Annotated in this window: 10 protein-coding genes; 6 read left to right on the top strand and 4 right to left on the bottom strand. The window is 23.6% G+C overall.

Annotated elements, in window-relative coordinates:
- Window positions 1–151 precede the first annotated feature (151 nt).
- Window positions 152–1,348 (top strand): phosphopentomutase, encoded by a 1,197-nt coding sequence (locus tag ACXX89_RS03455; protein WP_436359133.1) that lies wholly within the window; start codon window positions 152–154, stop codon window positions 1,346–1,348.
- Window positions 1,349–1,378: 30 nt separating this feature from the next.
- Here ACXX89_RS03455 and ACXX89_RS03450 read toward each other — a convergent pair whose 3' ends face one another.
- Genes ACXX89_RS03450 through ACXX89_RS03440 form a run of 3 tightly spaced genes read right to left on the bottom strand, consistent with a single transcriptional unit; the run spans window position 1,379 to window position 2,901 of the window.
- Window positions 1,379–1,645 (bottom strand): DivIVA domain-containing protein, encoded by a 267-nt coding sequence (locus tag ACXX89_RS03450; RefSeq protein WP_436359137.1) that lies wholly within the window; start codon window positions 1,643–1,645, stop codon window positions 1,379–1,381.
- The gene (locus ACXX89_RS03445; protein WP_436359139.1) at window positions 1,638–2,384 is read right to left on the bottom strand and encodes a TrmH family RNA methyltransferase; all 747 of its coding nucleotides are present in this window, start codon (window positions 2,382–2,384) and stop codon (window positions 1,638–1,640) included. Before ACXX89_RS03445 ends, ACXX89_RS03450 begins: the two co-directional genes overlap by 8 nt.
- Window positions 2,374–2,901 (bottom strand): tRNA (cytidine(34)-2'-O)-methyltransferase, encoded by a 528-nt coding sequence (locus tag ACXX89_RS03440; protein WP_436359140.1) that lies wholly within the window; start codon window positions 2,899–2,901, stop codon window positions 2,374–2,376. Before ACXX89_RS03440 ends, ACXX89_RS03445 begins: the two co-directional genes overlap by 11 nt.
- Before the next feature lie 144 nt (window positions 2,902–3,045).
- Here ACXX89_RS03440 and ACXX89_RS03435 point away from each other — a divergent pair, with 144 nt between their 5' ends.
- The 3 genes from ACXX89_RS03435 (at window position 3,046) to ACXX89_RS03425 (ending at window position 9,463) form a co-directional block, all read left to right on the top strand.
- Window positions 3,046–7,230, top strand: coding sequence for a hypothetical protein (locus ACXX89_RS03435; protein ID WP_458557669.1), 4,185 nt, complete (start codon window positions 3,046–3,048; stop codon window positions 7,228–7,230).
- A gap of 68 nt (window positions 7,231–7,298) precedes the next feature.
- On the top strand, window positions 7,299–8,003 hold the full coding sequence (locus tag ACXX89_RS03430) for a pseudouridine synthase (RefSeq protein WP_436359142.1): 705 nt from the start codon (window positions 7,299–7,301) through the stop codon (window positions 8,001–8,003).
- Window positions 8,004–8,014: 11 nt separating this feature from the next.
- Window positions 8,015–9,463: a DEAD/DEAH box helicase gene (locus tag ACXX89_RS03425; protein ID WP_458557668.1), complete on the top strand. Its 1,449-nt coding sequence runs from the start codon at window positions 8,015–8,017 to the stop codon at window positions 9,461–9,463.
- A 47-nt stretch (window positions 9,464–9,510) separates the two neighbouring features.
- On the opposite strand, the gene ACXX89_RS03420 is transcribed toward ACXX89_RS03425, so the two are convergent.
- Window positions 9,511–10,380, bottom strand: a complete 870-nt coding sequence (locus ACXX89_RS03420) for a DegV family protein (protein WP_458557667.1) — start codon at window positions 10,378–10,380, stop codon at window positions 9,511–9,513.
- Window positions 10,381–10,450: 70 nt separating this feature from the next.
- On the opposite strand from ACXX89_RS03420, the gene tyrS reads away from it, so the two are divergent.
- Both tyrS and ACXX89_RS03410 read left to right on the top strand, forming a co-directional pair.
- Window positions 10,451–11,689, top strand: a complete 1,239-nt coding sequence (tyrS, locus tag ACXX89_RS03415; RefSeq protein WP_436359147.1) for a tyrosine--tRNA ligase — start codon at window positions 10,451–10,453, stop codon at window positions 11,687–11,689.
- 7 nt (window positions 11,690–11,696) lie between these two features.
- Window positions 11,697–13,826, top strand: coding sequence for a Tex-like N-terminal domain-containing protein (locus ACXX89_RS03410; protein WP_458557666.1), 2,130 nt, complete (start codon window positions 11,697–11,699; stop codon window positions 13,824–13,826).
- Window positions 13,827–13,890: the final 64 nt, after the last annotated feature.

Raw genomic sequence — 13,890 nt, 5'->3', positions numbered from 1 at the left:
GTCCCATACTTTAAATTTTACTTTAAAGTGGTGCACTTGATCTTACAATTAAGCACACCATTTAAATTATGGTGTTTTTTCATTTTAAAAAACAAAATAGTAATATAATTTAAAGGTAAAGTTAATTTAAAATTTTTATAAAAGGAAAAAAATGCAAAAAAAATTTAAAAGAATTTTTATGATCGTCACTGATTCATTGGGAATTGGTGATGATGGAAGACAAAAAGAGTTTGGTGATCAAGGTGCTGATACTCTATTCCATGTAAGTGAAAGTAATTTATTAGAAATTCCTACTTGAAAAAAATTAGGTATTGGAGAAATTACTAAACTTCATAATTATGGCAAAAAAAATAAAAATCATTTAGCATATATGGCAAGAATAGTAGAAAAATCTAATGCTAAAGACACTTTGGCTGGTCATTGAGAAATGATGGGAATTGAAACTAAAGTTCCTAATCCACAATTTGTGGAAAAAGGATTTCCACAAGAACTAATTAGCAAATTAGAAAAAGCTTTTGATGGTAGAAAAATCATCGGAAACAGGGAAGCTAGTGGAACAGTAATTTTAGCTGAATTAGGAAATGAAGAAATTGAAAAAGGTCACATCATTGTTTATACTTCTCCTGATTCAACATTACAAATTTGTGGTCATGAAAAATATACAGGACTTGAAAATTTATATAGATATGCAAAAGCAGCAAGAGAAATCTGTTCTTCTAATCCTGAATGAAATGTTGCTAGAGTAATAGCAAGACCATATGTTGGAGAAAATGGAGAATTTACAAGAACTTTTAATCGTCATGATTATGCTAATAAGCCACCAAAACAAACAATTTTAAATCAATTGCAAGCTAAAGGTATAAAAACAATTGCTGTTGGTAAAATTAATGATATTTTTGTTGGTCAAGGAATTGATGAAGTATTTCCACCAGCAAGTGATAACGAAAATATGGATGTAGCAATTGAAATTGCTTCTAAAAATACTGAAAATGAGTTTATCTTTGTTAATTTAGTTGAATTTGATTCACACTATGGACACAGAAGAAATCTTGAAGGATATGCTCATAATATTAATTCATTTGATATAAAATTAACAAAATTAATTAATGCAATGAATGAAGATGATTTATTAATAATTACATCAGATCACGGTAATGACCCTTCATTCCCAGGAAGTAATCACACAAGAGAAGCATTACCACTAACAATCTTTTCTAAATCATTTAAAGGTTCAGAAAGAAATCTTGGAATTTTAAGTGGTTTGGGAACTTCTGGAAATATTATAGCTAGAAATTTTGATTTAGAATTAGTTGAAACTGGTGAAGATATTTTTGACAAACTTATATAAATAAAATAAAAGGAACTATTGCAGTTCCTTTTATTCTTTTGGTTTTTTATCGCTAATTCCAGAAATATTTTTTAAATTATTAATTTCTAATTGAAGTATTTCAATTTGTTCTTGAAGTTCGTTTTTTTCATTTTTTAAATTATTAATTTCTGTTTCAAGATTGTTTTGATTTTCGATGAAACTATCAAATTCTTCGTTAATTTGATCTAAAAATCAATCAACTTGTTCTGGATTGTATCCATTTAAAACTATGTCAAATTGTTGATTTAAAATTTTTTCTTTAATTCTTTTAATCATTGTTTTCCTTAAAGTGATTTAAAATTATACCATTTGCTATTGCTACATTTAATGATTCAAAATCAATTTTTATATAAATATTTTCATTTATAAAATTTTGAATTTCAGAACTTATTCCATTTCCTTCGTTTCCAAAAATTATTGCTATTTTTTCTTTATTTTTCTTTATATTAGATAATTCTACACTTTCTTTTTTTAACACCGTTCCATAAATTCAATACTTATTTTTGAGTTGATTTAAATAAAAAACTAAATCATTTGTTTGAATAATGTTTAAATAGAAAAATGCTCCTTGGGATGATCTTACAACCTTTTCATTATAAATATCTACACCTTTTACTATAATATCTTTAAAACCAAAAGCTTGACAATTTCTTAAAATGGTCCCTAAATTACCTGGATCTTGTATATTATCTAAAATAACAATTTTAGAAGAAAAATCATAATTATTAGTATTTTTTTTGCAAACAGCAATAATGTTTTGTGGTGTATCGGTAAAAGAAAGTTTTTTTATTATTTCTTCTGTAACTAAAAAAGATTTTATTTTTAATTTTGTAGAAAATTTTTCATATACTTCTTGTTGTGAAGTTACTATTTCTTCAATGAGATTTTGTTTTAGTGCTTCTTCTATTATTTTAGGATTTTCTATTAAATATAAGTTACTTTTATCTCTATATTTCTTTATTTTTAATTTGTTTAAATCAATAATTTTTTGATTTTTTAGCGAATTAATTATCATTAGAAATAAAATCTTTTCCCTTTTGAACTTCAAATAAAGAAAGGTTTTTAAAGTCTAATTGTCTCATCACTTCATATGCAACAAGAATTACAGAATTAGCTAGATTTATTGATCTGTTTTCAGCAACCATGGGTATTCTTAAACAAGATTGTAAATCTTTTTGTAATATTTTTTTAGGAATTCCTGTAGATTCAGTTCCGAACATTAAAAAAATATCTTGACCATTTTGATCAATTTCTTTAAAATTGACATCACTATATGTTTTTTGTCCATATCTTGTTATGTAATAAATTTTTTGATTTTTATATTTTTGATTAAATTCTTCATAATTATTATGAATTTCATGTCTAATATCACTTAGTCTTTTACCTGCTGCTGGTCTTTTTAATCATTTTGGTTCTAAAATAAAAGCTATGGGTCTGATTATATGTAATTTTGCTCCAAGAGCAAAACAAGTTCTTATTATATTTCCTGTGTTTGGACTTATTTCAGGTTGGTATAGGATAATATTGAGCATTTTTACCTCTTTAATTAATAATTTATTTATTATTAATTATACTAAATTGTATTTTATAAAAAAATTTTTATAACTATTTTAATTTTTAAATCATTTTAATTAAGAAAATGTATAATTAAAATATATAAATATTTGAGGAGAATTATGAAAAAGAAAATTTGAGCAATAAGTCCAATCATTTTATCAAGTACTTCTATATTAATAGTTTCATGTAATCAAACTAATGAAAGTAATACAGATACAATAAACAAACCTATTAATAAAGAAGAACTAAAAGATTATAAAATTTCAAATATAAAGGAAAATAGCATTAATTTGACTTTAAAAATAGAAAATTTAGATCAAAATAAAAACTACAATTTAAGTTTTAAATTTAAAAACGGATATTTAAAACAATTTCCAATAAATTCTAGTAAACTTCAATTTTCTTTTATTTTCAATAAATTAGAAAGCAATACTGAATATCAAATTTCAGAAATTTTTTTAAATGACTTAAATATTTTAAAGAATAAAACAATTTCTTTTAAAACCTTAAACCAAACAAAACCATCAGATGAAATTAAAATTAAAGAAAAACCTGAATTTGATTTTAAAAATTCAATTTTTTCAATTGTAAGAAGGGACTATAATTTTGCTGAATTCAGTTTAATTTTCGATAGTAAAAATTTAAATAGTATTAAAACAGATGAAAATTTTAAAGTAACTTTAAATAATAATCAAACATATAAAGCAAGTTATGAATTTTTAGAAAATAACAAAATTAAAATAAAAGTAAATGCAAATAACTTATTAGAAAATACAAATTATTGAATAAAAAAGATTACTTTTAATACAGATGATAAAGACAATGTTATATTTACCAATAATGATAACAGCAATAATTTTTCTTTTAAAACATTCTTTTTAATTGATCAAGTAAAAGAGTTAACTATAGCTAAAAAAGAAATTATTTTAGAAAATAATACAGAAAATACTTCAAATAATTTTGAGATAACATTAAATCAAGTTAAAGATTCTTTTGTAAACAAAAATTCAAGAATTTCCTTTATAAATAAAGAAAATAATAATAAAATTTATTCTTCTGAAATTAGTTTAAATTCATCAAATAATCATTATTATTTTATAATTAATAATATAGAAGCTGGAACCTATGAATTTAATTTTTTTGAAGTTGAAGTTAATAATCAATGAATTAAATTTAATAATAATTCAAATTTTTCAAAGGAATTTGTTGTCAAATTAAAAAATAATGATACAGAAACTTCAAATAATAATCCAAAGGAACCAGAACAAGGAATTGATGTAGAAGATGTTAATAAATCAATAGAAAATTATGGTAATATTTTTACACTTCAAAATGCTAATTTAATTCAAAATACAGAAATTAATGTGCATAATTCAACTAATTTTTCAGAAATAAGTAAAGATAGTTTATTAAACAAAAATAGTTATTACACTTCATACTTTTCTTATTTAAATAACACAGTAACTAAACCAATACAGAAAGAAACTTCAATTACAACTAATGAAGTTTCCAATATAGACATTTCTTCAATTGAAGTTTCTTCTAATTTAATAAATTTAAATATTATCAATAACACTTCTGAAAACATTTCTAGTGCTAAAGTTTTAGTAAAAAGTTTTGATCAATATAATCAATGAAGTAAATATATTGATTTAAACATAAACGGAAATAAATTGAGCTTTAATCCTAATCTATTAAGTAACTATCAAAATGAGTTCATAGTAACTGAATTAATCATAAATAACAATAAAAAATCTTCTTTCAATTTACAATCTAAATATAAATTTATAAAGGAAAATACTTTATTTAATGATTTAACTATAGAAAATTTTGATATTTATAAAAATGAAAATTCTAAAGAAATATATGCAACATCTTCTTTTAATTGAAGTCAAAATCAATTAGCAGTTTTAAGCGACAAAATATTTGTTTTTTATTTTGAAGTTGAGAAAAAAGTTTATAAAGAAAAGAAAAAGAAACCAACTTTTCCTTTTGATCCAGAAATTGTAATAAATGAAGATGAAAATTTTGATGCTTCTAATTCTGTTCCTTCTATTAAAAAAATCTACATTCCTTTTAGTGAATTAAGTAAGTTTTCAATCGCAGGTTTTCAAGAAAAAATAAAATATAAACTTAAATATATTGATATTGTCAATAATCATAGTTTTATAAATTTTCTACCAAGAAAAGATGTATCTAATAAAAACATTAGTTTTTCTTATAATTTTAATTGAAATAATTCAGAAAAATTAAAAAATCAATTATTTATCAACAATGAAAACCTAGTAGAGAATAATTCACAAATAAACAACGGTTTAAAAATTGCAAAGCATGATTTGCTTTTAGAAAGTCAAAAAAATACTGATAAGAAAACCAATATTAATTTTTCAGTAGAAAACTTTAATACTTTATTAGATTATAATTTTGATTTTTATAATTTAGAAAAAAGATATCCAAATAGAAAAATAAAAAATAAAAATACAGATTTTAAGTTACAAAAAAATAATATAAATCAAAAAATACATTGATTTAAAACAAGGGAATATTTAAAAGATTCTATTTTTAAAATTAATGAAAATAAAAATAATGCCTATATTATTGAAGATTTAAATTCAATTATTATTCCAAATGATTTTCCTGCAGAAAATGTCCTTTTTTGATTTGTTTTTGAACTAGATTTAAATCCAAGAGAATTTAAAGATTCAAATGAGTTTAATGATATTCATTCAAGAGTTAGAGTGCCTGTATCTTTAAAAAATATTAAAGAAAATAAAACTTTAGAAAATGTTGATTTTCTTTTTGATTATGTATCTGAAAATCCTGAATTTCAACAAGAGATCTTTTCTAAAATTAAAAGTAATATTAAGTTTAGTCTATCTTTAGAAAATAATAAATTAAAATTAAGTTTAGACACTAAAAATAATCAAATTAAATTTAATAATATTTTATCAGTTCATAATCACTCAAATAATCGCTCTGCCTTTATAAATCGAAGTGAGTTTTTTGTTAATTGAATACAAAATGAAAGTGAAAAAGATGAGAAAATATCTTTTCATCAACAACAAAAAATAGATAATAATTCTATTTTAAGCACATCAACAGGATATAAAAATACTTATGATTTAAAAACTGAAGACAAGGTAATTAATGCTGAGTCTAGAAAAAATATATTAATAGATGCACCTAATGCTAACGACCGTTCTCGCCGTTTATACAGCGAAAATACAGTAAAACCTATTGAAGAAGGAAGAAATCGTGTGTTTAGTTTAAATTCCGATGCTGATGGAACGTGAAATATTTTTGCAAAAGTAAATGACAATTCTAACGATTATAGATTTTATGCTTTTGTTAATTTCCACGTTTGAAATACAAACAGAAAATCCGGAATAGGAACACTCGATAAAAATTTACAAGGATATGAAAGAATAACTGTTCAACACCCGCAATTAATAGCTTCTACAAATATTGCAAGACCATCTACTAATCCAGAAACAAATAAATATTTCCCTATTTACACAAATAAAGAGCATCCTGAATTACAACCAGATGGAAATATATTCGATTTTGAAATCCCTCAAGATCAACAAGGAATAACTTTTGATTTATTTTTAGATTTTAGTAATTCTGTAGCAAATTATTACGGTGATTTTAAAAACAATAATGGAGAAGTAGTCCATAGAAATACTTATGATAATTTAGATGCTATTATAGCAATTGTTGATTTTAAACCAATATTTACTACTTTTGAAAATCAAGATTTAGATCATTATCAATATAAAAATCGTTCACTAAATGAAAAAGAAAAAAATGCTATACGTCACTTCTTAAATTTTAAAAAACTAAAACCTTTAGAAATTTCAGATTTATCTTTATATTTAAGTTCCTTTAACAATTTGAATTTTTATATGGCTACATTACCAAAAGTTCAAACTTTAGGAAATAGTGATAGTTATCCAGGATTAAGATATAGAGAATATTTAATAGGAAATAATCCTATAAAATTTTCAAATTCATCACAAGGTGGTGTTAATGCAATAAGACCAGCTATATGAGGTGAAGTTCAAGATTATGACTGATATAGCGGTTCTTCAGGTAGTGGAGTCTATGATAGTGATGCAAAAGTAGTTGGTTTAGACGCACAAGGTGGCAATTGAAGTGCAAGCAACTTTTTAATTTTTGATACACAAAAATATTCATTTTTAAAAAATAGAGAATTATCTTATAATCCAATTGCTTTTGATGAAATTATTAAAAAAATGTCTTATTTATATCCCGACAAATTCAAAGATATATTTTCAAAATAAATTATCAGTCCTTTGCAAGGATTGATTTTTTATTTAATAAAAAGCGAAAATAATATATAATTTTGTTTATGAAAATAGAAAGAGTTCAAAAACTCATATCACAAGCAGGGATTGCTTCACGTCGAAAAGCAGAAGAATTAATTCAAGCACAAAAAGTTACAATTAACGGAAAAATTGCAAATTTAGGTGATAAAGCAAGTTTTAAAGATAAAATTTTGGTAGATGGTATACCGCTTTTTAAACAAGAAAATGTTTACTATATAATGAATAAACCAGAAAAAGTAATTTGTTCATTAAATGATCCACAAAAAAGAACCGTTATTACTGATTTAATACAGGAAAATAAGTTTATTTTCCCTGTTGGAAGATTAGATTATAATACCACCGGAACAATTCTTTTAACTAATGATGGTGAATTAACTCAAAGATTATTACATCCAAAATATAATATATTAAGAATTTATAGAGTTAGATTGAATGAACCGTTAACAAAACAGCAATTAGATTTTTTAAATGGAAATAATGTCTTTATTGATGGGATAAATTCAAAACAAGAAGTAAAACAAGTAGATACTAAATCTTATTTAGTAACTTTAAGTGTGGGGACTTATCACCATGTTAAAAAATTATTTGAAATTTTCAATTTAAAAGTTCAATCATTAAATAGAATTGAATTTGCTGGACTCAGTCATATTGGATTAAAAAAAGGCGAATATAGAAAACTAAATATAAAGGAAATTAGGTGATTAAAATCACTTGTAAAAATAATATAAAAAGGGAAAAAATGGGATTTAAAAAATTTAATTTAATAAATAAATTAGAAACAGCAATAGAAGAAATGGGTTATGATCAACCAACACCAATACAGGATGCTGTTATAGAATTAGCATTAATGGGAAATGATATTATTGGTCAGGCACAAACAGGAACAGGTAAAACTGCAGCTTTTGCTATACCAATAATTCAAAATACAGACGAAAAAAATAAAAGTATACAACATTTAATTTTAGCTCCAACAAGAGAATTAGCTACACAAATTTATACAACATTTGAAAGTCTTACTAAAAATTTTGCAATCAAAAATGCATTAATTTTAGGTGGGATTTCATATGATAAACAAAAACAAGCAATAAAAGAAAAACCACAAATCATTATTTCAACTCCAGGAAGATTAATTGATTTGTTAAAAGGAGAAAAATTTAAGTTAAATATAGATTTTTCTGCCTTAAAATCCTTTACTTTAGATGAGGCTGATGAATTATTAAAAGTAGGATTTTACGAAGAAATTAAAGAAATTTTAAACTTTATTCCAAAGCAAAGACAAAATTTCTTTTTTACAGCAACATTTGATAAAAAAACTAAGAATTTAAGTGAAATGATTACAACTGATGCAAAAGTAATTTCTATTTCACAAGGTTTAACTACAAGTTCTACAATAAAGCAAGAATATGTTTTAATGAAAGAATCAAGTAAATTAAATAACTTAATAAAATTTCTTGAATTATATAAACCTAAATCAGTTGTTATATTTGGAAGAACTAAAAAAAGAGTTGATGAACTTAGTGATGCATTAAGAGAATATGGTTTTAAAGCATCTGGTATTCAAGGTGATATGCAACAAAGAGAAAGAAATTTTGTAATGGATAAATTCAGAAAACAAGATATTTCAATTTTAGTTGCAACAGATGTTATGGCAAGAGGGATTGATGTAGATCACGTTGAGTGAGTTGTTAATTTTGATTTACCTCAGGAAATTGAATATTATACACATAGAATTGGTAGAACCGGAAGAGCTGGTAGAACCGGATATTCTTTATCTTTTGTAAAACATAATGAGATTTTACACATTGAAAGAATTGCAAATGAAACTAACTCTGAAATTGAAGAAATCCTTGTTCCGAGTGATGAAAAATTAAAATCTGTTTGAGAAAAAAGAATATTTGAAGAATGTGAACTAATATTAGAAAAAAATAAATATGCAAAATACACAAACATCAAAGATAAATTATTAGAAACTTTTAATACAGAAGAATTAGCTATAATTTTAGCTGAATTTATTGCAAACACTAAAAACAACAAAAGAGAAATTAAACTAAATCCTGAACCAAGTGTTATTATTAAAGAAAAGTATAGAAAAGAATCTAAAAATGGAAAAAGAAAAGAAAAATTCTTAGATAAAAAAATTAATAATATTTCTCACAGCAGAGAAAAAAGAAAAAGAAGAAGACATTAAAATAAAGGAAAAATAAAGAAAAATGAAGCAACGAACTTCATTTTTTATTACTTTTTAGCAAAAATATTTTTAATTAAATCCAATGATTCATCGCTAATATTAATGATTCCAAAAGCAACAGCTTCTAAACCAGTGTGGATAGCGATAACATTAGGAATATCAAAAAGTTCAATTTTAGAATTTGAATAATTTTCAAATTCTTGTTTAATTTCTTCTATTTCACTATTTCCAGAATGAATAATAACAGTTTTAGTATCTTTAGTTTTAGGTAAATTATCTCAATTTTCTTTATAATAATTGAATAAAGTTTTTCTAAAAATTCTTCCTTTACCTTCTTTTTGCAACATCCCATTTTCTAATTTTATTACAGGAACTATTTTTAATAATTTAGCAATTGAAGCAGCAGAAGGAGATAATCTTCCACCTCTAACTAAGGCATCATTGTATTTAGGAATTAATAAAAATTTTCCAACAAAATCCTCTTCTAATTTAGCAACAGCTAAGTTGAAATCAACACCATTTTTTATATTGTTTTTAAAATTAATGATATCAATTATAGATAGAAGAGTTACTTTATTAGATTCAACAACATAAACTTTTTCTTCATTTTTAAATGAAGTTTTAAAGTTAGAGTATTGAGATGATAAACCTTTACTAATTGGATAAATAATGATTTTATCGTATTTATCTTTAATTTTGTCTACAAGTTCATGTGCAAGACCTAATGGAGTTGCTGAAGTAGAAACTTTTGATTTAAGATTTACATATTTTAAAATTTCACCAGATTCTAAATCTATTCCATCAGCAAATTCTTTTTCATCCACTTGAATGTAAAGTGGTAAAAAATATAAATCCATTGCTTCTGCTTTTTTCTGACTTAATCCTGTAGCGGAATCTATTATAATTGCGATTTTCATACAAAATATTATATAATATTTTTAAAATATTAGTTTATTTTATTTTGTAAAATATTAATAAAGGAGAAAAATGAAAAAAAAATTGGTAGATGATTTGAAAAAACGTGGTATTTTGAAAGATATTACTAATGAAGAAAAATTCATTAATATGAAAGACGATGAATTTATTTATGCTGGTTTTGATCCAACAGCAATTTCCTTACATTTAGGTAACTATATTCAAATTTGTACCCTTTTAAGATTTCAAAAAGCAGGAGTTAAAGTCTTAGCGGTGGTAGGAGGAGCTACAGGAATGATTGGAGATCCTTCCTTTAGATCATCAGATAGAGTTCTTTTATCTGATGATGAAGTTAAAAAAAATAAAGAATCAATAATTAATCAGTTAAAAAAATTCAATTTAGAAGTTTTTGATAATTTAGAAATTTACCAAAACATGAATATTCTAACTTTTTTAAGTACAGTTGGTAAATATTTAAATATAAATTATATGATTTCAAAAGATTCAGTTGCTGATAGATTAGAAAACGGTTTGAGTTTTACAGAATTTTCATACCAATTAATTCAAGGATGAGACTTTAAATATTTATATGAAAATTACAATGTTAAAGGACAATTAGGTGGATCTGATCAATGAGGAAACATCACAACAGGGATAGAAGTTATTAGAAAAGCTTTTGGAGATAACAACAATGCCTTTGGAATAACTACAAATTTACTTACTGATAAAAACAATAAAAAATTTGGAAAATCTACTGGTGGTGGATCATTATGGTTAAAACCTGAATTAACTTCTGCTTATAGTTTATATCAATTTTTACTTGCTTCTGATGATTTAGAAGTCGAAAAATTTTTAAAATGATTAACTTTTTTAAGTTTGGAACAACTTGAAGAAGTAATTCAAAAGCACAATGAAAATAAATCATTCAAATTAGCTCAAAAAACTTTAGCTTTTGAAGTTGTAAAAAATATTCATGGCGAAACTGAAGCAAATAATGCTGTTAAAATAACTAATATTCTCTTTAATAAAGGTGATTTTAAAGAATTGACAATTGAACATATAAATCAATTAAGAAATTCAATTCCTTTTTTCTTACAAACTAAAGATAAGACTATTTCTGATTTATTGATTGAGACTAAAATTTTTAATTCTAAAAGGGAAATGAGAGAATTTATTGCACAGGGAGCTTTAATATTTAATGATAAAAAGATTATGAGCGAAGACGAAAATATAGATTTTTCCCTTTTTGATGGAAAATTTATTTTAATAAAAAAAGGAAAAAAACATTACTTTGTAATTGAGTTTAACTAAGGAAAAAATGAACGAAAAAATTATTAATCAATTAGAAAAAAAACTAAATATTGACTCTAAATATATAAAAAGAGTTCTTGAACTTCTTGAACAGGAAAATACCATTGCTTTTATTTCTAGATATCGTAAAGATTATACAAACGGTTTAGATGAAGTTGAAATAAAAGAAATATACGATTTATATAACTACAATTTAAAACTTGAAGCAAGAAAAGAAAGTATTATAAAAACCTTAACTGAAAAAGAAATTTTAACCGACCAATTAAAAGAAAGTATATTAAAATGCGAAAAAATGGTGGAGTTAGAAAATCTTTATAAACCATACTCAACAGGTAAAAAAACAAAAGCAAATATTGCTATAAGCAAAGGATTAAAGGGATTTGCAACCTTTTTATTATCTTTAAATAGAAAAGTTAATTTTACTAAAGAAGCAGAAAAATATATAAACCCTCAAAAAGAAGTTAATAATGTTACAGATGTAATTGAAGGTGCTAAAGACATAATTGCTGATATTGTAAATAATGATGTTGAAATAAGACAAAAATGAGTAGATTTAATTTATAAATATTCCAAAATAGTAACTAAACTTAAAAATAGAGAAAATGATATAGAAAATAAATATCAAATTTATTACAGTTTTAATAAACCAATTAAATATCTTTTAAGTTACCAAATAATGGCAATAGATAGAGCTACAGAAAAGAAAGTTATTACTAATTCTTTTGAATACAAAAATGATTTTATAACTGAATTCATAGTTAATAAATACACTAAAAAAGTGGAATGAGAAGGAAAACAATATATTGAAGAAGCTGTTAAAAGCGGACTTAAAAGACTTTTGATTCCGAGTGTTGAAAATCAAGTGTATTCGGAATTATTATTAAAATCACAAGAAACAAGTGCAAATATTTTTGCTAAAAATTTAACAAAACTTTTATTACAAAAACCTATTAAAAATAAAATTATTTTAGGTTGAGATCCAGGTTTTGTAAGTGGTTGCAAATTAGCTGTAGTAGATGCTAATAACAAAGTTTTATCAATTGATGTTATTTATCCAACTAAACCAAAAAATAATCAAGATTTAGTTGAAGCAGAAAATAAAATATTGCAATTAATAAAGGATTTTAAGGTAGATTTGATAGCAGTTGGAAATGGAACTGCAAGTTGAGAAAGCATTAACTTTATTTCAAAGTTAATAACAAAACATTCTCTAGAAATAAAATTTATTATAACTTCTGAAGCTGGGGCATCTGTTTATTCTGCATCTAAAGCTGGAATAAAAGAATTTCCAGATTTATCTGTAGAGCAAAGATCAGCAATAAGCATTGCAAGAAGAAATATCGATCCTTTATCTGAATTGATAAAAATTGAAGCAAAAAGTATTGGTGTTGGACAGTATCAACACGATATACCAGTTAAACTTTTAAATGAGAAAGTTGATTTTGCAATTTCTCAATGCGTTAATAGTGTTGGTGTGGATATAAATACTGCTTCTGTTGATTTACTTGTGCATATTTCTGGATTAAACCTCAAAACAGCTAAAAATATTGTTTCTTATATTGAAAAAAATAAAAAAATTAACTCTAGACAAGAAATTTTAAAAATTTCTGGAATTAATGAGAAGATTTTTGAACAAGCTGCTGGTTTTTTAAGAGTTAATGAATCAAGTGAATTTTTAGATAAAACTTCAATTCACCCTGATATGTATAAAAAAGCATATAAAATTATGGAATTATATGGTTTATCTATTTTTGATTATGATAAATTCAAATATCTAAATAATGAACAAGAAATTAATAATATTAAAATTAAATTAAATTTAGAATATTTTGAAATAAAATTAATTTTAGAAAATCTTTCTAACCCACTTCGTGATTTTAGAGATGACTTAGATGATCCTATTTTAAGAAATAATATAGTTAATAAAGATGAATTAGAAAAAGGTATGATTTTTAAAGGAATAATTAGAAACATTACTGAATTTGGTGCTTTTATTGAGATAGGATTAAAAGACGATGTTTTCTTACATTCTTCTAAATATCAAGAAAATAAAATTAATATCAATCAAGTTGTAGAAGTGGAAATTAGTGATATTAATCAGGAAAATGGCAATGTTGCTGTAAATTTAGTAAATTAAAATTCAAGTAATTAAACTTGAATTTTTTGGAAGTGTAATAAATTTTGTGTAAAAATTTCTCAAT

This window comes from Mycoplasma sp. 1012, assembly GCF_054343455.1.
This window is presented reverse-complemented; position numbering and strand designations above follow the sequence as displayed.